The sequence below is a fragment of the Alishewanella maricola genome (assembly GCF_016343785.1).
GTDB lineage: Bacteria > Pseudomonadota > Gammaproteobacteria > Enterobacterales > Alteromonadaceae > Alishewanella > Alishewanella maricola.
Genome location: NZ_JAEINI020000001.1, coordinates 552,921 through 572,837 on the forward strand (window position 1 = coordinate 552,921; position 19,917 = coordinate 572,837).

Consider the following 19,917-nt stretch of genomic DNA (forward strand, 5'->3'; position numbering starts at 1 on the left):
AATGTTATTCACAAGTTAAGCCATCAGCAGACATCATTATGCATCAACCTAAAAATAAGCATTTAGAAACACTTTGTATTCACGCTGGCAAAGCTGTTGATCAGCATGGCGCGCTAAGTACGCCTTTGTATCAAACTTCAACCTTTGTATTTGATAATGCCGAGCAAGGTGCTGCGCGATTTGCAGGTGAGCAACCAGGTTATATTTACACCCGCTTAGGTAATCCCACCACCCGTGAATTAGAGTTAAAAGTGGCGGCCTTAGAAGGTATGGCTGATGCCGCGGCAACGGCAACGGGAATGGGCGCGGTGGCCGCTGCGACCATGGCATTTTTACAACAAGGTGATCACCTGATTGCTAGCCAAGCCATTTATGGTTGTAGCTTTGCACTGTTTAATCATCAATTTCGTCGCTATGGTATCGAGGTCAGTTTTGTTGATATGACCGATCATGCAGCAGTGCGAGCGGCGATCCAACCCAATACCAAGATGATGTTTTTAGAAACGCCGATTAATCCCAATTTAGTGGTGTTAGATCTGGCTTTTTTATGCGGGCTCTGTCGCGAGCACAATATGATGTCTGTCGTCGACAATACCTTTTTAACGCCGTTATTACAGCAACCTGCTCAATATGGCGCTGATATAGTCATTCACAGTGCGACCAAGTATCTCAATGGTCATGGTGATGTGGTAGCGGGGATTATTGTGTCGGATCAAGATAACATTCAACAAATCAAAATGACCACGTTAAAAGACATGGGGGCGACGATGAGCCCACATGATGCTTGGTTAATTATTCGTGGCTTAAAAACGTTATCGGTACGAATGCAGCGTCATTGTGAAAATGCTCAGCAAGTAGCTGAGTTTTTACAAGCGCATCCGGCGATCGCCGCTGTGTATTATCCGGGTCTGCCAGGACATCCAGGTTATCGCTTTATTGGTAATCAGATGAAAGCGGCCGGTGGTGTTATTGCTTTTGAATTAAAGGCCAGCTTGGAACAGAGCCGCCAAGTCATCAATCGATGTGAGCTGTTTAACATTGCGGTGAGTTTAGGTGATGCCGAATCATTAATTCAACATCCTGCGTCAATGACACACAGCCCATATACGGCAGAAGAGCGGGCCAAAGCAGGTATTAGTGATGGCCTGATCCGCGTTTCAATTGGCTTAGAGCATATCGATGATATTTTGGCTGACTTGCAACGTGCCCTGAGTATTATCACTGTCGCGGTGCCACAACGCCAGAGCCACTCTCTGCCCGCTTGACGCTCACTGTAATGCCAGCTTTACGCTTGTGCATGACATTAATCGGGCGCACAGGATTAACTCCTGTCGCCCAATCATCTAGTATCTGCAGCTATTACGCTTGGCGCACCGCCCAACAATAATAATGCCGCCAAGCGATTCGGTTTAATACCGACCTTCATTAAGACAACAGGTAGTGTATGACTAAGACAAGTAAATACCAGTCACGGCAGTCGGATGAGCAAGGCATTATCCACTGGAGTGCGGAAGAAAATCAGATTTGGCATGAATTAATCACTCGGCAACTCAGTGTGATCGAAGGTAAAGCTTGCGCTGAGTATATGGCTGGGTTAGAGAAATTACAGTTACCACAAGATCGCATTCCACAATTAGAGGAAGTGAGCCAAGTACTGCGCGAGTGTACCGGTTGGGAATGTGCCGAAGTACCGGCCCTGATCAGCTTTGATAAATTCTTCGAGTTGTTAGCGAACAAACGTTTTCCTGTGGCAACCTTTATTCGGAGCCGCGAGGAGTTTGATTATCTACAAGAGCCGGATATTTTTCATGAAATATTCGGCCACTGCGCCATGCTTACCAATCCAGCCTTTGCTGAATTTACCCATACTTACGGCAAACTGGGTTTAGCGGCCAGTAAGCAAGACCGCGTTTACTTAGCTCGTCTTTATTGGTTTACCATCGAATTTGGTTTACTTAATACCGCCGATGGCCTACGTATTTATGGCGGTGGTATTTTATCTTCACCGGGTGAAACGCAGTATGCACTGGGCTCAGATATTCCCGAACGTAAAGTGTTTGATGCGGTGGATGTGCTAAGAACTCCTTATCGTATTGATATTATGCAACCCATCTACTTTATGATTAACAGCATTGATGATCTGTTCGACATCTCGCAGTTAGATATGATGCAGTTGGTTAACCAAGCTCGGGCACTCGGTTTACATGCCCCGAAATTTCCGCCAAAAGAAAAACAAGCCAGTTAGGAAGAGTTCATGACACAATTAACCACAATGAAATGTGAAGCTTGCCGCGCAGATGCCCCTAAAGTATCAGATGCGGAATTACCTGAATTAATGCGACAGTTGCCGGATTGGACGCCGATAGTGCGTGATGGCATCTTACAATTAGAGCGCGAATACAAGTTTAAAAACTTTAAGCAAGCTTGGGCCTTTCATAATAAAGTGGCTGAATTAGCTGAAGCCGAAGGTCATCATCCGGCGTTATTACTTGAATGGGGCAAATTAACGGTGACCTGGTGGTCGCACTCGATTAAAGGCCTGCATAAAAACGATTTTATTTGCGCCGCGAAAACCGACGCACTGCTGTCATGATGGCAGCTTGATGAAAAAACTGGCGCCGAGGGCGCCAGTTTTATTTTGTGCAGAATTCTTTACGAAAATAACTGGTCTGTCAGCCATTCTATACCGTATCATGCATCATCTGTTAAGCCAGAGGTGTAATAAGGCTATGCGTTTAGAAATTCTTTGTCAAAATCGGCTTGGGCTGGCGCAGGATGTGCTGAATATTCTGGTCAGTTACCAGCTTGATCTGCGCGGTATCGAGGTTGATCCTTCGTTAAACAAAATTTATGTATCTTTCCCTACTGTCGACTTTCAGCAATTCCAAGAGTTAATGGCAAAAATGCGCCGCATTAATGGCGTAGAAGACGTGAAAACGACGGCGTTTCTACCCTCTGAGCGTGAGCATAACGAATTAATGACATTATTACGTACTTTACCCGATGGTTTAATCGCCATTGATGCTAAAGCCAATGTAACGGTTATTAACGATGCGGCATTAGAAGCGCTGTCGGTTGCCCGCGAAGAGATTGCCGATCAATCGTTGCAAGGCATGGTCAAAGGTTTCAATTTTCTGCGCTGGTTAGAAGGTGATGACGTTTTGGCGCAAACCCGTCGTTTTGAAATTCATGGCAAACGCTTTATCGCCGACATTCTACCGGTACACGTGCCGGACGAAACGGGTAAAGATATCTTAGCGGGCGCGGTGATAAACCTGAAATCTGAAAGCCGCTTAGGTCAGCATATGATTGCCTTTAAAAAAGGCGATCAAGAAAGCTTTAATAGCATTCAGGCAACCAGTAATGCCATGCGCAAAGTGGTGCGTGAAGCACGACGGATGTCGCAACTTGATGCCCCTATCCTGATTATGGGTGAAACCGGCACCGGAAAAGAGTTAATGGCTCGCGCTTGTCATGCCGCGGGCGGACGTCATGGTAAACCGTTTTTAACCGTGCCTTGCGCCTCAATGCCTGATAACGTCGCGGAGTCTGAGTTATTTGGTTATGGTCCCAATGCTTTTGCCGGGTCGGCTGAAGGCAAAAAAGGCATTTTTGAACAAGCTAATGGTGGCACCGTTTTTCTTGATGAAGTTGGCGAGATGTCTCATCAACTACAAACGAAATTATTGCGCTTTTTACAAGATGGTAGCTTTCGTCGAGTGGGTGAGGAAAAAGAAGTTAAAGTGGATGTTAGAGTGTTGTGCACCACGCAAAAAGATTTGCCAGCGATGGTGCAAGAATCGAAGTTTCGCGAAGATTTGTTTTATCGGTTAAATGTATTGACGCTCAACCTACCGCCATTGCGGGAACGTCGTCAAGATGTGGTGCCGTTAGCGGAGTTTTTTATTGCGCGTTACGCTGCACGTTTAGGACGCAAAGCGCCGAAGTTAAGTGAAAGCTGTGGTCAATTTTTGCAGCAATATCCTTGGCCAGGCAATGTTCGACAATTAGAAAATGCCTTATATCGTGCGGTTACCTTGTTAGATGGAAGCGAGTTAGATAAGCATCACTTACAGTTACCAAGCTATACCAATGACTTTGGTTATTTAGAGCAAGACTTTGATGGCACCTTAGATGAAGCCGTAAAACGCTTTGAAGCAAATCTTCTGCGAAAATTGTTTCCGGCCTATCCTAGCTCACGGCAACTGGCAAAAAAACTGGGGTTAAGCCATACTGCGGTGGCAAATAAATTACGTGATTATGGTATTAATCGTAAGAGTGTAAAAATATAAAGACGATTTTGTATTTTTTATTGTACATCGTTAAGGCCGTCAGCCAGTGCTGACGGCCTTTCTGTTTGAATAAGCAGAAAAACAGTGGTTTTGTATGTTTAACTGTACATTCTAGTCTCAGTGTCGTCTAAAGCTCTTCCTGAGCTTGCCCCTTTCTTTTTTCTGGCGCTCGCGCATGATGTCGGCAAAGATAAGGTAATAGGAGTTGTACAATGACTGATCATATTAATCCGCTAGGCACAGATGGTTTTGAATTCGTAGAATATACCGCTGCCGATGCTAACGGCATTCAAAAGTTAAAAGAGCTGTTTTTCGGTCTAGGTTTTACCGAAGTCGCAAAACACCGTTCAAAACAAGCTTGGCTGTATAAGCAAGGCGATATTAACTTTATCATCAATGCCGAGCCCAATTCGCAGGCTGAAGCCTTTGCACGCCAGCATGGTCCATCCGTGTGCGCCATGGCGTTTCGCGTAAAAGATGCCGCAACAGCTTTGCAACATGCTTTAGCGAATGGTGCAAAAGAATATAAAAACCAAATTGGCCCGATGGAGCTTAATATTCCTGCCGTTTACGGTATTGGGAGCAGCTTGCTTTATTTTGTTGATCGCTATGGCGCGAGCTCAGTATATGACATCGATTTTAAATACTATGACAACTGGCAAGTTGAGATGGCCAAGCATGGTGTGGGTTTAGAAATTCTTGATCACCTCACACACAATGTTATGCGTGGCAATATGAATTTGTGGGCCGGTTTCTATGAAAATATCGGTAACTTCCGTGAGATCCGTTATTTCGACATTGAAGGTAAACTGACGGGGCTGGTCTCCAAAGCGATGACGGCACCTTGTGGCAAAATTCGTATTCCAATCAATGAATCGTCAGATGACAAATCACAAATTGAAGAATTTATCCGTGAATACAAAGGCGAGGGTATTCAGCATATCGCGCTAACCACGGAAGATATCTATCAAACAGTTCGCACTTTACGTGAGCGCGGTATGGAATTTATGCCGACACCTGAAACCTATTACAACAAGGTAAATGAACGGGTCGAAGGCCATACTGAAGATCTCGATCAACTGCGCGATTTGCGTATTCTGATCGACGGCGCGCCGATGAAAGATGGCATCTTGCTGCAAATCTTCACTAAGACCGTGATCGGGCCAGTATTCTTTGAAATTATTCAACGTAAAGGTAATGAAGGTTTTGGTGAAGGTAACTTCAAGGCTTTATTTGAATCGATTGAAGAAGATCAGATCCAGCGCGGAGTGTTAAATAATGCGTAAATGGGCAGCCTTTCCATTAAAAGAAGGTGATATATCTCGTCAAGCGCATGCCGATTTTCCAGAGCAGGCCATTTATGAGCGTGAAGCGGGGCGCAGCGGCTTTTTTGGTCCCGCAACTCACTTCCATCATCGGCACGCACCCACGGGCTGGAGCGATTGGCAAGGCCCGTTGCGGCCACGTTTATTTGACTTTAATGCGGTGAATAGCAACAACACCGCTTCACCTTGGTCAGTACCGACCTTGTTACATAACGCCCATTGTAAATTTCGTACCTGGCGTTTAACTGACAAGATGTCGCGACTCGCTCGAAATGCCGATGGTGATGAGTTGTTGTTTATTCATGAGGGCAGTGCTGAGCTGTATTGCGATTATGGCCATTTAACATTGCGTGACGGGGATTACGTGGTGATCCCTCGTTCGACCATGTGGCGTTTAGAGCCGTCTGAGCCCATGCTCATTGTGTTAATTGAAGCAACTAACGACAGCTATCAATTGCCAGAAAAAGGCTTAGTGGGTAATCATGCGATTTTTGACCCTGCGATGCTCGATACGCCAAAAATTGATGAGGCGTTTAAAGCCCAATACAGTGAGCAGCAATGGCAGGTGGAAGTGAAACGACACAATGAAGTATCGGTCATTACCTATCCTTATAATCCGCTGGATGCCATTGGTTGGCATGGTGATTTAGCCGTGATGCGCATTAACTGGCGTGATATTCGGCCTTTAATGAGCCATCGTTATCACTTGCCACCGTCGGCACACACGACTTTTGTCGCTCAACGATTTGTGGTGTGTACCTTTGTGCCTCGGCCTATTGAAAGCGATCCTGGCGCTTTAAAAGTGCCGTTTTATCATAATAACGATGATTATGATGAAGTGCTGTTTTATCATGCGGGTGATTTCTTTAGTCGCGATAATATTGAAAAAGGTATGGTCACTTTCCATCCGGCCGGTTTTACTCATGGTCCTCATCCTAAGGCGTTTCAAGCAGGGCAAGAGTATCGGAAAAAGTTCACTGATGAAGTGGCTGTGATGCTCGATACGCGAGACGCGATGATTGCCGGCGATGCGGCGGTGGCTACCGAAAACCCTGACTATGTTAACAGCTGGAAAGTTAAGCCTTAATTGCCTGCATAAGGATAAAAAATGAAGTTAGCAAGTTTAAAAAACCAAACACGTGATGGCCAGCTTGTAGTGGTCAGCCGTGATTTACAGCATTGTGTTGCTATTCCACAGATCGCACACACGATGCAGCAGTTATTAGATAATTGGCAACAATTAGCCAGTAAAGCCGAGCAAGTTTATCAAGCATTGAATCAAGGTAGTTTAAGCGATGCCCAGCCGTTTGAGCAGGCAGCGTGTGAATCACCGTTACCGCGTGCCTATCAATGGGCTGATGGTAGTGCTTATGTCAATCATGTTGAACTCGTGCGCAAAGCACGTAATGCTGAAATGCCAGCGAGTTTTTGGACCGATCCGTTAATGTATCAAGGTGGTTCAGATGATTTTATCGGCCCACGTGATCCTATCGTAGCGATCACCCCTGAACATGGCATCGATTTTGAAGGTGAAATCGCCGTGATTACCGACGATGTGCCGATGGGAATAAGTGCAGACGCGGCCTTAGACAAAGTGCGTTTACTGATGTTGGTTAATGATGTGTCGCTGCGTGGCTTGATACCGAATGAATTAAGCAAAGGTTTTGGCTTCTTTCAATCGAAACCCGCTTCAAGTTTTAGCCCTGTTGCCGTTACGCCTGATGAACTAGGACAGCATTGGCAAGCCGGTCGGTTGCATTTGCCCTTGTTATCCACCTATAACGGCGAAGCTTTCGGTAAACCGAATGCCGGTATCGACATGACCTTTAATTTTGGTCAATTAATTGCGCATGCGGCAGCAACACGCAACCTGGGTGCAGGTGCTATCATTGGGTCAGGTACAGTGTCTAATAAACAAGGTACTGACTATGGTACCGCCATTGCTGAAGGTGGCGTGGGCTATAGTTGTATTGCAGAAATCCGCATGATTGAGACCATTCGTGATGGTAAACCGACGACACGTTTTATGCAGTTTGGCGATACCATCCGTTTAGAAATGCTGGATCCACAAGGTCAAAGCATCTTTGGCGCTATTGATCAGCAAGTAACAGCTTCTCACTAAGCTGTTGTTGTTTGCAGGCGGGTGCGCCGCACCCGCCTATTGCTGAGGGGACAACTTAGATGAAACTATACAGTTATTGGCGTTCATCCGCGGCTTACCGTGTACGCATTGCGCTCAATCTTAAGCAGCTCAGTTTTGAGACGATTCCCGTTCATTTATTAAAAGAGGGCGGGCAGCAGCATCAACCGCCCTATCAGCGATTAAATCCAGCCGAGTTAGTTCCTGTTTTTATTGATGAGCAGGCAACACTGCATCAATCGTTAGCCATTATTGAATATTTAGAAGAGTGTTATCCGCAACATGCATTATTGCCTGACAATCCGGTTGCGCGAGCACAAGTTCGCGGCCTAGCGCTGGATATTGCTTGTGAGATGCACCCGCTGAATAATCTTCGTGTATTGCAGTACCTAACGGGTCCGCTGGCGCTATCTGAAGCGCAAAAGTTAGAATGGTTGCATCACTGGTTGCATGTTGGCTTTAAAGCCTTTGAGCAACGCTTATCATCCTGTGCTGGCGATTATTGCTATGGCGACAGTGTAAGTTTGGCAGATGTGTGTTTAGTGCCGCAAGTGTACAACGCTCTGCGCTTTAAACTCGATATGATGCATTATCCGCAGATCAATCGTATTTATCATCATTGTCAGCAATTGGCGGCATTTGCTCTTGCTGCGCCAGAACATCAAAGTGATGCGCAACTATAAATAACCTTACCTTCTCGATAGTGTTTGCTGTAAAGCGATTGCTGCAACGTTATCTTTACCGTATTGTGGTATTAACTGATGCAATGCTTCGCAAGTAAGGATTTTTCGAGGTTGGATTATTCAGAATGAGCAACGATGATATGTTCCAGTGGTGGCGACAAGCGCCGTTTGGGTGTGCTTTATATCAAGAAACCGCGACGCATCCAGAGCAATGGGTATTTGTTGATGCGAATGCAATATTCAAGGTGGTTACGGGATTAACGGCCGAGCGTTTAGCGGGTAGTCAGCCAGAGGAGTTTAACCGACATGCGGTGTACTTCTCAGAAAGCACCGCCTTATGTTACCAAGTAGATAGTTATGCCCCTGCCGCAGGTTTTTTTTTAGTGATCCTGCAGCAAATTCCCAACTTACATTTTGCCAGCCCGCCAACGGCCAGCCAGCGCAATCCTGTGGCTTTAGTCAGTTTACTGTTAGAGCTAGGCCAGCATTTTAGTACGGTCGAACCGGCTGCATTACCTGCATTCATCCAGCAAGCTTTAGCCAAATTAGGGCAAACCGTGGCGGCAGATCGCGTTTATATTTTTAATTATGATTTTAACAACAATACCTGTTCAAACACTTTTGAGTGGTGCGCTGAGGGCGTTATGCCGGAGATCAACAGTTTACAAGGCGTGCCCTTAGCCGCTATCCCGCAATGGCTGCATGCACATCAAACAGGGCAAGAGATGCACATCCCTGATGTTCCTGCGCTGCCCAAGGGGGATGCGTTAAAACAAATATTACAACCGCAGGGGATTAAAAGCCTTCTCACTATACCCTTGTTGGCGGGTATGGAACTGTTAGGTTTTGTTGGTTTTGACTCGGTAAAAAACTATCGCTATTACACTGAGCAAGAACGCTTAGTATTAGGTGTTTTTGCCAGAATGCTGGTTAATTTGGAAGTGTCGGCAAGGCATCGGGTATTAAAGTGATGAGGCTATGCTTTCCAAAACGTTGGTTAAATCGCACGTTCTGTTATGTGGGGATTTTTGGTTTAGTCTTTCAAGGCACCGCAGCTATCCATGCTTGGTGGAATCAGATCCCCATAGACTATTTCTGGCCATTATTACTGGCACCAGTGCTCTGTTTAGCATCAGGTTTAATGCCCTTATTACAACTTCAAAAAGAGCCTTAACGTTTCGGTTTAAACATTCCTCGCACATTTAACTCACTAATACCGTTGTCAGTTAAACTGAAATTAATTTGGGCTGGACCTTTACTAAAATAATAGAACTCATCATTGATTTGCAGAACAAAACGGCCTCGCGCAGAACGGGCATTATCATCCTTATTCAGCTTAATAAGATATTGGCCAAGTTGCAATGTAAAGCCATGCAAAGGCTGGTTGCTCAAGTCGGTAACCCAGACATCAGTATCATCTTGTAAAATTAAAGCCATCGAATAAGACTGCGGCGGCATCGCGAAACGGGTTTGCTGTTGGCCAACCGTAAACTGATAGGCACCGGCTTCACGTTTCAATTGCAGGGTAAAAATCTGCTGACGTTGTTCGCCACTGGCCGTTTGCAATTGCAATTGGCCATGGTATGCAAAGTCAGCATAACTGAAATGGCTGCAACACAGTAACCAGGCTAATACTACATATTTCATCTGATACCTCGGTAAAAATCAGACAGCGGTTGCATCGACTAATAGCGTTAATTGTTGTCCAGGCTGAAGATAGCGTTCAGTATTAATATTATTCCATTTTACGATATCTGCGACTGTAATGCTGAAACGCTGGGCAATTTTAACTAAAGAGTCGCCAGGTCTCACTCGATAATTAACGGTACGGGTTTGCTGAGTTGCGGTTTGTAATGGGCTGTTGCTCCAAAGCTGGATGCGCTGCCCCTCATTTAAGACACTGTTAACGCTTAGTTTATTCCAGTTACGAAGCTGTGCTACCGTCACATCATATTTACGGCTTAAATCCCATAAGGTATCACCGCGCTGAATAATATGCTCGGTCATTTCACCGTTGCTGCTTTGGGCACTGTCGTTAGCGGCAATGCTTTGCGTTGAAGTGCTTTGGTTGGTGCTGTTGGGGATCAATAATTCTTGACCAATCCGAATGGTATTGCCGGACAATTTATTTAAGCGCACTAACACGTCAACCGAGGTTTGATAACGACGCGCAATTACGCCTAAGTTATCGCCACTTTTCACACGATAAGGTTTAAACTGCATTAATTGCGTTACCGGGGTATTGGCTAACGCTTGGTTAAATAACTCGGCTTGCTCAATCGGTAATACCAGTTGATGGGGACCATCTGGTGCGGTCGCCCATTGGCTAAAGCCAGGGTTTAACGCCTGCAAATCTGCAACGCTCATGTTGGCTAAGTCTGCCGCAATGGCTAAATCAACTTGGCTACCAACATCAACCACGGTAATTTTTGGCTCATTAGCAATAAACTTCCAGACAATTTGGAATTCTTCAGGGCGTTGTAAAATGTCAACCAAAGCTAATAATCTTGGAATGTAAATGGTGGTCTCTGCCGGTAAATCGAGCGACCAAAAATCAGTGGGTAAGCGCCGTTTTTGATTCGCTTTAATCGCGCGCATGATCCGGCCTTCGCCAGCATTGTATGCGGCAATCGCGTTTAACCAATCATGTTCTAAGGTATCGTACAGATATTGCAAATAGTCTAAAGCGGCTTGGGTGGATTGCACTACATCACGACGACCGTCGTACCAGGTGTTTTGTGCTAAGCCAAAACGTTTGCCGGTGACGGGCATAAATTGCCACATGCCAACGGCATTCGCCGGAGAGGTAGCCAGGGGATCAAAGGCGCTTTCAACAATGGGCAATAAGGCCAATTCTAACGGCATTTGGCGCTTTTCTAGCTCTTGCACTATGTAGTACAAAAAAGGCTGGGCTCTGCCCGCGACCTTATCTAAATAGGCTTGATTATCAGTATAAAAATTACGTTGTTCGACGATAGCGCGGGTTTGTGGCACCTTAAAACTTAATTGCGCTTGGATACGCAACCAAAGATCTTCCAACTCGCTGGCATCAAGCAGTTGTTCTTCACTGAGGCCTGAAGCCCATAACCTCGCGGCAATTTTCTCAGCCGAAGCGGTATTCTTGTGAAAATCTACAGCTTTAGTTTTTGCTGGTTGTGGCTGTGGTAACTGAGCTGTCGTTTCAGCATCAGACCCTGTCGTGCTGACACAGCCGGATAACAGTGCCAGTAAAACTACGGCAGAGATTCTTACAAACATAACGAAGATCCAGTTTTAAAAAAATAAATATTACCTGTCTGACAGCTCAATGCAAGTCAGGATTTAAATTGATCTTTGGCTGCTCTTAAGTAAGTAAACAGCTCAAGAGCCGAGCTTTGTTTAAATTTGTGTTGTAACGCTATGTTTTCACAGCGTAAAAAAGGATTGATCTTTTTCTCTAATGCTAAATTAGAAGGCAAAGTTTCCTGATTATTTTGTCGCTTTAACTGACTTTGCTGCTGATAATCTAGTAAATCAAGATTATCTGGCTCAACCTCACAGGCAAAACGCAAATTTGTCAAGGTGTACTCATGTGTACAATACACTTTAGTGGTACTGGGCAAGTGAGCGAGTCGCTGCAAAGATTGCAGCATCTGCGCGGGTGTCCCTTCAAATAAGCGGCCACAACCGCCGCTAAATAAGGTATCACCGCAAAACAAAACGTCCGCTGAATAATAAGCTACGTGCCCAGCCGTATGGCCCGGCACTTGTAGAGTCTGACAGTGCCAATTAAGTTCCGGAAAATGAATGATGCTATTATCGGCTACGGTTTCGGTTAATAATGGAATTTTATGTTGTTCTGCCTCAGGGCCGATGATCCGAACCTCAGGCCACTGCTGTTTTAATTGCGCTAGGCCTCCGGTATGATCAGCATGATGATGAGTAATTAAGATCCCAAGCAATTGTTTGCCGGTTTGCTGAAGGTACTGATTGACCACCGTGGCATCACCCGGGTCAACCAGCAAACAATGGGGTTGGTTCGGGCGTGACATAACCCAGATATAATTATCCTGAAAGGCATGAATAGGGCTAATATCCAGCATTGGGAACTCCTTTGCATTTAATCAGGGCAGAACATTAACATGAAACCGGCACTTCGTGACAATCATCCTGCAGTCCCTTCCGGCTGGCACTGTTTTCGGCAAGGTCATGCCTTAGCCAGTGCGCTAGAGCAGGAGTTAGAGCCGTGGTTGCAAAAAATCTTCGGTTATTACTTATTGAAGATTGGTGATTTAAGTAGCCAATTAAGTTTACCCAGTGCCCGCTTACGCCAACAATTAACGCTAGGCTCTGCCGAAGGGCAAGCAGAACTCCCCACCGGCGCAAAAATGATTGCCGAGCCCGACGCGCTGCCAATAGCGGCAGCGAGCGTTGATGCGGTGCTATTAAGTCATTGTTTAGAATTTCAATCCGATCCGCATCACGTGATCCGCGAAGCGCACCGGGTGTTAATTGGCGATGGTTATTTATTGCTTAGCGGCTTTAATCCACATAGTGTGCTTGGGTTAACCCGCTTTGCGCCTTGGCTAAAAAATGAATTTCCGTGGCAAGGACATTTTTTTAGTGCGGCGAGGATTAAAGATTGGTTGCACTTAATTGGTTTTGAAGTGGTCGGTGAGCAGCGGTTTTTTTGCAGTTCAATGTTAAGTCCAGATTATAAAGCTGGGCGTTGGCAACGTTTCAGTGAACGTCATTTACGCTATTTTGCGTCGAGTTATCTCTTGGTGGCGCGGAAAAGAGAATTACCCTTAACGCCGATCCGGCCAAAATGGCAGGTACAAACTGGCTTTTCTACCGCACAGGGCATCAGTGCGAGGCATGGCGCCCAGCGCAAATCAATAAAATAAAGCTAAAAAAGCCCAACAGATCCGCCAAGGCAGTTGGGCATCGTTGTTGCGTTAACGCTTTAATCGTGCAACTGTTCAATACGATAGCCGCGATCGGCCAGTAATTTTAATAGGCCATCTTCACCGACCATATGCAGTGCTCCCACTAATACCATCGTATCCTTACCTTCCAGTTGTGTTAGCGTATCCAGCCAAGCATAGTTGCGTTTTGCCAAGGTGATTTGATAGATCTCAGGGGTTTTTTTCATGTCATCAATGTATAGATCAGCCAATTGCTCAGCATGACCACTGCGCCAAGCGGCCTTCATTTGTGCCAACATGCTTTCGATTTTTTCTAAATCTTGTAAGGTTGAACTGATCACTTTGTTGGCGTCAATTTCATTTAATGCTGTCAGCACCGCCAGATGTTCATCGACCGTTTCTAACCCACTTATGCGCTTTTGCTGTTGTAAGCCTAATTGTAAATAGTGCATATCTACGCCGGTAGAAGCGGCACCGAGGCGTTGCAGTTCTTGTACTGAAATCATCATTGCGGCAAAAGCCGGTTTAAATTGTTCTATGGCAGTGAGTGGCCATTGCCGCTCTTTTGCCATCGCTTGCAGCTGCTGATAAACGTCATTCGACAAAACATCTTTTAAGTTTTGTCCAGGGCGATAAGTGTTTTGAGACATCATCTTATTCATCCCTGCTGGGCTGGTAAGTTGTTGCATGTCGGTTTCAAAAATCAAATGCTGGCTGGCATTAAAGGCGGTATCAAAAGCGTTAGGGAGAGGGAAGTCGTTTTCACTAAGTAGATGCACTGTGCCAACTAAGTAAAACTGGGTTTGATCTTTACTCACTTGCCAAACAGAAGTGGCAAAGACCGCTTGGCTGACACCGAAAAACAGCAATAATCCAATACTAAGTAGTTGCCGCATAGCAAGCTCCTTCATTTAATAAAAATATTAAGAGAAGAAGCCCGCCTTGTAGTGTTACCACATCAAATCATCAGGAATTTGGTAAGCGGCATACGGATCTTCTTCATCGGCCTGTTCGACAGGGCGATCCTGTTGCACGATAACGCTTTCTGGTTGGCGCTGTGCAATTTTAGCAGCAATCGCTGCGGGCACTAACACATAGTTTTCACCCTGCTTAACGATCGCAAGTAAACCACGAGTTAATTCATTATGCAACTTGTTATTAACGTATAGCCGCTTAACTACTTTGCCGTCGGTAAAGTTAAAGGCCACTTCACCACTGGGCTTAATGGTATTGCTAGTTATTAATTGTGAAACTTGCGCCGCAATGGCTTTTTTCTGCAACAACTGTTCTTTTTGGCGGTTTAATTCTTGATCGCGTGCCACCTGCTCTTGGCGGCGTTGCTCGGCTAGTAAGGTGGCCTCGGCAACCACTTTTTGGTTTTTACCTGATTGCACACGTTGCTGGTGTTGTTGCTTTTTTGCCGCTTTTAGTTTTTTCGGATCGGCTAAACCGGCTTTAAGCAGTTGCTCTTTAAAGGCATTACTCATGAGGTTACTCTTAACGAATTATGGGAATATTGCTTATACTAGCTCGACACAGGGCACTAACTCAAATCTGTCAGTTGAGGTATCATAGGTGCCTATCGTAAAGAGAGGTATATTTTGGTTTTTCAGGACTTAGGGCTGGACCCGCGATTATTGCGCTCGGTACAACATTTAGGCTTTGCCACGCCTACAGAAATTCAGCAAGAAGCTATCCCTGCAGTATTGGTGGGCCGTGATCTGATGGTCTCGTCCAAAACCGGTTCGGGTAAGACCCTGGCTTATTTGTTACCGATGATGCAGCGGCTGTTGAAAAGCCGCCCTTTGTCTAAGCAAGATGCCCGTGCGTTAATTTTGGCACCCACCCGCGAATTGGCAAAACAGGTGTATGCACAATTACGCTTGTTTGTGTCAAATACGCCTGTTACCGCAGCATTAATTGTGGGCGGCGAGAATTTTAATGATCAAGAGAAGCTATTAAAACGCCAACCGACCGTCATAGTGGCGACGCCTGGGCGTTTTTTAGATCATCTAGAGCATAAGTCAGTGTTTCTGCAAGGCTTAGAAATGCTGATCTTAGATGAAGCAGATCGCATGTTAGACTTGGGCTTTATGCCGCAATTAAATGCCATTAACAAAGCCGCCGAGCATCGATTACGTCAAACCTTATTGTTTTCAGCAACCTTAGATCACACTGAAGTTGATGAGCTAACGGTTGCCTTATTAAAAAACCCGTTTCGGGTTGCCTTAGGCAGTGGGCATGAGCAACACAGCGATATTCAGCAGCAATTTATTTTTGCCGATAACCTCACGCACAAAGAAGCCTTATTAGCACATGTGCTCAAACACGAGCCGGTGAAACAGCTCATTATCTTTACCGCCACTCGTGACGATGCCGAGCGCCTAGCGACCGTGTGTGTTGATAACGGTTTTAGCGCCATGGGCTTAAGTGCCCGTTTAAACCAAGGCCAACGTAATGCGGTGATGCAGCAATTCGCAGCCGGTAAATATCAAGTGTTAGTGACCACTGACTTAGCCTCGCGTGGCCTAGATTTACTGCAAGTGACTCATGTTATCAATTTTGACTTGCCAAAACACCCCGAAGAATATGTGCATCGGATCGGTCGGACGGGTCGTGCCGGTGCGAAGGGGCAGGCTATTTCCTTAGTCGGGCCAAAAGATTGGGCATCACTGCAAAAAATTGAAGGTTTTTTACGCCGGCCTGCAGAATTTAGCGAGGTGGAAGGTTTAGTGGCGCGCTTCAAAGGCCCAACCGAGCCAGTAGAAAAAGCCGGTAAAGCGGCGGCGAAGTCAGCTAAAAGCACCACGAAAGCTAAACACTCGGGCAAGCCCAGCGCGAAAACGGTGAAAAAAGCCCCGGCGAAAGTGTTCTTCCAAGGTGGCGATGACGGCTTGGCGCCGGTTCGACGTAAAAAAACACCACAAGATTGATGGTTTTTTCCACATTACTGCTACACTGAGTAAGTAAGGCTTAGCAGTCCTTGCCGGAACGGCCCAACAGAAAACTATTTTCTGTTCGTCTCGGTATTTATATTGACCACTTAATCAGCATCCCTGATAATGCGGTCGAAGTAAGTATCAGCTCGATGACGTGGCCGGTATTATTTAAGTCGCCGGAATTTCGGCAAAATTTGTTAAAGTAAGAGAGTGTTATGTCACAGTTAATTTCTGGTACAGTTAAGTGGTTCAATGAAGATAAAGGTTTTGGTTTTATCGAGCGTGAAGGCGGTAAAGATGTGTTTGTTCACTTCCGCGCTATCAACGGTACAGGCCGTAAAACGTTAGTTGAAGGCCAACAAGTGACCTTTATCGTTACTGAAGGCCAAAAAGGCCCACAAGCTGAAAACGTAACTGTTATCGGTTAATTAGTAAAGATTTTAAAGAGCCGGCCTTAGCGCCGGCTTTTTTATTGCCGAATACCTTGCCTAAGTTACGCCTTTAAAAAGTGGTGCCTTCTAACGGTAGGGGTAATTGTTCATGACAAGCCGATTTAAAGCCAAGCTGTATGCCAATCAAACGCACGCTGTGCTCTTGCCTGCGTTGCCAAGCCTGCGCTAATAGTTGTGCCAATAAGCGCGGATCTAAACGATGACATTGGGTTTCTACTGTCGTTTGCCGAAAATCACTGAATTTTAATTTCACACCAATTTTTTGTAGTAATGCCGCTTTACCGCTTTGTGCTAAACGCTGCTCTAAGGTGGGTAATAACTGTAGCATTTCTTGTTCGGCTTGCTCTAAGTCCGCGATGTCGTTCGGCAATGTCTGTTCTACACCGATCGATTTACGTTCACGATCTTGCCGGACCGGGCGTTCATCAATACCTTGGCTGCGTTTAATTAACGTAGCGGCGAAGCTGCCAAAATGCCGAGATAACAAGGCAAGTCGCTCTGTACTGATCTCTTCACCTGGCTGACAAATATCACGGCAAAAATGAAATCCGAGCTTGGCAAGTTTCTCTGCGGTTTTTACCCCAACGCCGGGGATTTTGCGCAGGGCGAGTTGCAGAACAAAATCGTTGATAGCCTCAGGCGGGATCACAAATAAACCATCGGGTTTTTGTTCATCACTGGCGATTTTGGCGAGAAATTTATTGGGCGCTACCCCAGCAGAAACGGTTAAACCGGTTTCTGCTAACACCGTGCGGCGAATATCCGCAGCAATCAGCGTGGCGCTAGCTTTAAATTGCTTACAATCGGTGACATCTAAATAGGCTTCATCTAAAGAAAGTGGTTCGACGTGCTCGGTATAACGGCGAAATATGCTTTGGATCTGTTGGCTAACGGCTTTGTATTTATCCATGCTCCCGCGCATTAAGGTTAGATGCGGGCAACGCTTTAAGGCTTCATGTGTCGGCATGGCGGAGCGCACACCAAAAGCCCGAGCCGGATAATTGCAGGTGGCAATCACGCCGCGTTCAGATCGACTACCGCCAATAGCTAACGGAATATGCCGCAGGGCAGGATTGTCGCGCATTTCAACCGCGGCAAAGAAGCAATCCATGTCTAAATGGATAATTTTTCGATGCGACATAATCCTGCTGCAAATAGCGCTGTATGAATAACCAGTAATTTACGCCCCTTGTAACACGTTGTAAAGCAAGTGGCAGTATTTCTGCACAGCCAGTAAGATTTTTTTAGACTTCATTTCATTTAGCTGTCTGGATGTCTGTTTTTTCAGTGCAAGAATTAAAAAATAAGAGTAGAATAACCAACAATTTTTAGACTGTTGTCAATCGATCAGCGTGGTAGCCGCGCGCAGGAGAAAGCATGTTAAAGCGTGAAATGAATATTGCAGATTTCGATCCGGAATTATGGCAATCCATGGTACAAGAAACTGAACGTCAAGAAGCCCATATCGAGCTTATCGCTTCAGAAAACTATGCCAGCCCTCGGGTATTGCAGGCGCAAGGTTCACAGTTAACGAATAAATATGCCGAAGGTTATCCGCATAAGCGTTACTACGGTGGTTGTGAATATGTTGATTTAGCCGAAGATTTAGCCATTGCTCGTGCTAAAGAATTGTTTGGTGCTGACTACGCTAACGTACAGCCACACTCTGGCTCACAAGCTAACTCAGCAGTATTTTTAGCGTTATTAAACGCTGGCGATACCATTTTAGGTATGAGCTTAGCGCATGGCGGTCACTTAACGCACGGTGCGAGTGTCAGCTCATCCGGTAAACTTTATCATGCTGTGCAATATGGCCTGCATCCCGAAACCGGCGTAATTGATTATGATCAAGCCGAAGCCTTAGCGCTAGAACACAAACCTAAGCTGATTATTGCTGGTTTCTCTGCTTATTCTGGTATTGTTGATTGGCAGCGTTTCCGTGATATCGCGGATAAAGTCGGTGCATACTTACTGGTTGATATGGCGCACGTAGCCGGTTTAGTGGCGGCGGGTTTATATCCAAACCCCGTACCTATTGCTGATGTCGTGACAACGACAACGCATAAAACCTTAGCCGGTCCACGTGGTGGTTTAATTTTGGCGCGTAAAAACGAAGCCATTGAGAAAAAGTTAAACTCAGCGGTGTTCCCTGGCGGCCAAGGCGGCCCTTTAATGCACGTTATTGCGGCAAAAGCGGTAGCCTTTAAAGAAGCCTTACAGCCTGAATTTAAAGTGTATCAGCAACAAGTGTTACTAAATGCCAAAGCCATGTGTGCTGAGATGATCTCTCGCGGTTATAAAGTGGTATCAGGCGGTACGGAAAACCACTTGTTCTTGATGGATCTCATCGACAAAGATATTACCGGTAAAGAAGCGGATGCATGGTTAGGTTTAGCGCACATTACCGTTAATAAAAACTCAGTGCCTAACGACCCACGTTCACCTTTTGTGACCAGTGGCTTACGAATTGGTACTCCGGCTATTACCCGTCGTGGCTTTAAAGAAGCTGAAGCACGTTTAGTGGCAACATTGATTTGTGAAGTCTTAGACAGCCGTGGTGATGAAGCGGTTATTGCATCCGTCAGAGCCCGTGTTTCTGAGGTATGTAGCCGTTTCCCAGTTTATGCGTAAACTAAAATAACATGTTATGATGGCCGCAATTGCGGCCATTATTTTATCCGGCCATCTCAAAAAGTCCCGATAGGGTGATATAGAGAGCTCAGCATGTTTTGTCCCTTTTGTAACGCGGATGACACCAAAGTCATTGATTCTCGTTTAGTCGCCGACGGTCATCAAGTGCGCCGGCGTCGTGAATGTTTGGCTTGCCATGAACGTTTTACGACCTTTGAAGCTGCCGAACTGGTGATGCCGCGCATTATTAAGCGTGATGGTTCGCGTGAGCCTTTTAACGAAGATAAATTACGCAATGGCTTATTGCGTTCGTTAGAAAAACGCCCGGTATCTACCGAAGAAATCGAACAGCTGATCCATAAAATTAAATCGCAATTACGTGCAACGGGCGAACGTGAAGTCGGTAGTCATTTGCTGGGTAATTTAATTATGGATGAGTTAGTTAAAGTCGATAAAGTGGCTTATGTGCGCTTTGCTTCCGTGTATCGCTCATTCAAAGATATTCGTGAGTTTGGCGAGGAAATTGCCCGATTGGGAGAGAAGTAACG

At 45.7% G+C, this 19,917-nt stretch carries 21 protein-coding genes; 15 read left to right on the forward strand and 6 right to left on the reverse strand.

What is annotated here, in order from left to right; translation table 11 throughout:
- Positions 1–38: 38 nt before the first annotated feature.
- The 10 genes from megL (at position 39) to JAO78_RS02760 (ending at position 9,614) form a co-directional block, all read left to right on the forward strand.
- Entirely contained in the window at positions 39–1,265 is a 1,227-nt protein-coding gene (megL, locus tag JAO78_RS02715; RefSeq protein ID WP_226749806.1) for a methionine gamma-lyase, read from the forward strand.
- Between the two features lie 179 nt (positions 1,266–1,444).
- Positions 1,445–2,245 carry a phenylalanine 4-monooxygenase gene (gene phhA, locus JAO78_RS02720; RefSeq protein WP_226749807.1) on the forward strand — a complete coding sequence of 267 codons (801 nt, stop codon included), beginning with the start codon at positions 1,445–1,447 and terminating at the stop codon, positions 2,243–2,245.
- A gap of 9 nt (positions 2,246–2,254) precedes the next feature.
- Positions 2,255–2,593, forward strand: coding sequence for a 4a-hydroxytetrahydrobiopterin dehydratase (locus JAO78_RS02725; RefSeq protein WP_226749808.1), 339 nt, complete (start codon positions 2,255–2,257; stop codon positions 2,591–2,593).
- A 136-nt stretch (positions 2,594–2,729) separates the two neighbouring features.
- Positions 2,730–4,292: a transcriptional regulator TyrR gene (tyrR, locus tag JAO78_RS02730; RefSeq protein ID WP_226749809.1), complete on the forward strand. Its 1,563-nt coding sequence runs from the start codon at positions 2,730–2,732 to the stop codon at positions 4,290–4,292.
- Positions 4,293–4,504: 212 nt separating this feature from the next.
- A complete protein-coding gene (gene hppD / locus JAO78_RS02735; RefSeq protein WP_226749810.1) occupies positions 4,505–5,578 on the forward strand; it encodes a 4-hydroxyphenylpyruvate dioxygenase in 1,074 nt (357 codons plus the stop codon).
- On the forward strand, positions 5,571–6,704 hold the full coding sequence (locus JAO78_RS02740) for a homogentisate 1,2-dioxygenase (protein ID WP_226749811.1): 1,134 nt from the start codon (positions 5,571–5,573) through the stop codon (positions 6,702–6,704). The genes hppD and JAO78_RS02740 overlap by 8 nt, the downstream gene beginning before the upstream one ends.
- Positions 6,705–6,725: 21 nt before the next feature.
- Positions 6,726–7,739, forward strand: a complete 1,014-nt coding sequence (locus tag JAO78_RS02745) for a fumarylacetoacetate hydrolase family protein (protein WP_226749812.1) — start codon at positions 6,726–6,728, stop codon at positions 7,737–7,739.
- 59 nt (positions 7,740–7,798) lie between these two features.
- Positions 7,799–8,440 (forward strand): maleylacetoacetate isomerase, encoded by a 642-nt coding sequence (gene maiA, locus JAO78_RS02750; RefSeq protein WP_226749813.1) that lies wholly within the window; start codon positions 7,799–7,801, stop codon positions 8,438–8,440.
- Positions 8,441–8,565: 125 nt separating this feature from the next.
- The gene (locus tag JAO78_RS02755) at positions 8,566–9,411 is read left to right on the forward strand and encodes a GAF domain-containing protein (RefSeq protein ID WP_226749814.1); all 846 of its coding nucleotides are present in this window, start codon (positions 8,566–8,568) and stop codon (positions 9,409–9,411) included.
- Positions 9,408–9,614, forward strand: a complete 207-nt coding sequence (locus tag JAO78_RS02760) for a hypothetical protein (protein ID WP_439647495.1) — start codon at positions 9,408–9,410, stop codon at positions 9,612–9,614. The genes JAO78_RS02755 and JAO78_RS02760 overlap by 4 nt, the downstream gene beginning before the upstream one ends.
- Here the strand turns inward: JAO78_RS02760 and JAO78_RS02765 are convergent.
- The 3 genes from JAO78_RS02765 to gloB are packed head-to-tail and all read right to left on the reverse strand — an operon-like array spanning position 9,611 to position 12,522.
- Complete coding sequence (locus JAO78_RS02765) at positions 9,611–10,087, reverse strand: hypothetical protein (RefSeq protein ID WP_226749815.1); 477 nt, start codon at positions 10,085–10,087, stop codon at positions 9,611–9,613. The two genes, JAO78_RS02760 and JAO78_RS02765, sit on opposite strands and share 4 nt — an antisense overlap.
- Positions 10,088–10,105: 18 nt before the next feature.
- Positions 10,106–11,698 carry a LysM peptidoglycan-binding domain-containing protein gene (locus JAO78_RS02770; protein ID WP_226749816.1) on the reverse strand — a complete coding sequence of 531 codons (1,593 nt, stop codon included), beginning with the start codon at positions 11,696–11,698 and terminating at the stop codon, positions 10,106–10,108.
- A gap of 56 nt (positions 11,699–11,754) precedes the next feature.
- Positions 11,755–12,522, reverse strand: coding sequence for a hydroxyacylglutathione hydrolase (gene gloB / locus JAO78_RS02775; RefSeq protein WP_226749817.1), 768 nt, complete (start codon positions 12,520–12,522; stop codon positions 11,755–11,757).
- Positions 12,523–12,561: 39 nt separating this feature from the next.
- Here gloB and JAO78_RS02780 point away from each other — a divergent pair, with 39 nt between their 5' ends.
- Positions 12,562–13,326 carry a class I SAM-dependent methyltransferase gene (locus JAO78_RS02780; protein ID WP_226749818.1) on the forward strand — a complete coding sequence of 255 codons (765 nt, stop codon included), beginning with the start codon at positions 12,562–12,564 and terminating at the stop codon, positions 13,324–13,326.
- 59 nt (positions 13,327–13,385) lie between these two features.
- Here JAO78_RS02780 and JAO78_RS02785 read toward each other — a convergent pair whose 3' ends face one another.
- Both JAO78_RS02785 and JAO78_RS02790 read right to left on the reverse strand, forming a co-directional pair.
- On the reverse strand, positions 13,386–14,243 hold the full coding sequence (locus JAO78_RS02785) for a TraB/GumN family protein (protein ID WP_226749819.1): 858 nt from the start codon (positions 14,241–14,243) through the stop codon (positions 13,386–13,388).
- A gap of 54 nt (positions 14,244–14,297) precedes the next feature.
- Positions 14,298–14,834 (reverse strand): DUF2058 domain-containing protein, encoded by a 537-nt coding sequence (locus tag JAO78_RS02790; RefSeq protein ID WP_226749820.1) that lies wholly within the window; start codon positions 14,832–14,834, stop codon positions 14,298–14,300.
- Positions 14,835–14,948: 114 nt separating this feature from the next.
- Between JAO78_RS02790 and JAO78_RS02795 the strand changes: the two genes are divergently transcribed.
- Together JAO78_RS02795 and JAO78_RS02800 are read left to right on the forward strand one after the other, a co-directional pair.
- Positions 14,949–16,280 carry a DEAD/DEAH box helicase gene (locus JAO78_RS02795; RefSeq protein ID WP_226749821.1) on the forward strand — a complete coding sequence of 444 codons (1,332 nt, stop codon included), beginning with the start codon at positions 14,949–14,951 and terminating at the stop codon, positions 16,278–16,280.
- A gap of 221 nt (positions 16,281–16,501) precedes the next feature.
- Positions 16,502–16,714, forward strand: a complete 213-nt coding sequence (locus JAO78_RS02800; protein ID WP_226749822.1) for a cold-shock protein — start codon at positions 16,502–16,504, stop codon at positions 16,712–16,714.
- A gap of 73 nt (positions 16,715–16,787) precedes the next feature.
- On the opposite strand, the gene dinB is transcribed toward JAO78_RS02800, so the two are convergent.
- The gene (gene dinB, locus JAO78_RS02805; RefSeq protein WP_226749823.1) at positions 16,788–17,879 is read right to left on the reverse strand and encodes a DNA polymerase IV; all 1,092 of its coding nucleotides are present in this window, start codon (positions 17,877–17,879) and stop codon (positions 16,788–16,790) included.
- A 236-nt stretch (positions 17,880–18,115) separates the two neighbouring features.
- On the opposite strand from dinB, the gene glyA reads away from it, so the two are divergent.
- Both glyA and nrdR read left to right on the forward strand, forming a co-directional pair.
- Positions 18,116–19,369, forward strand: coding sequence for a serine hydroxymethyltransferase (glyA, locus tag JAO78_RS02810; protein WP_226749824.1), 1,254 nt, complete (start codon positions 18,116–18,118; stop codon positions 19,367–19,369).
- A 93-nt stretch (positions 19,370–19,462) separates the two neighbouring features.
- Positions 19,463–19,915, forward strand: coding sequence for a transcriptional regulator NrdR (gene nrdR, locus JAO78_RS02815; protein ID WP_226749825.1), 453 nt, complete (start codon positions 19,463–19,465; stop codon positions 19,913–19,915).
- Positions 19,916–19,917: the final 2 nt, after the last annotated feature.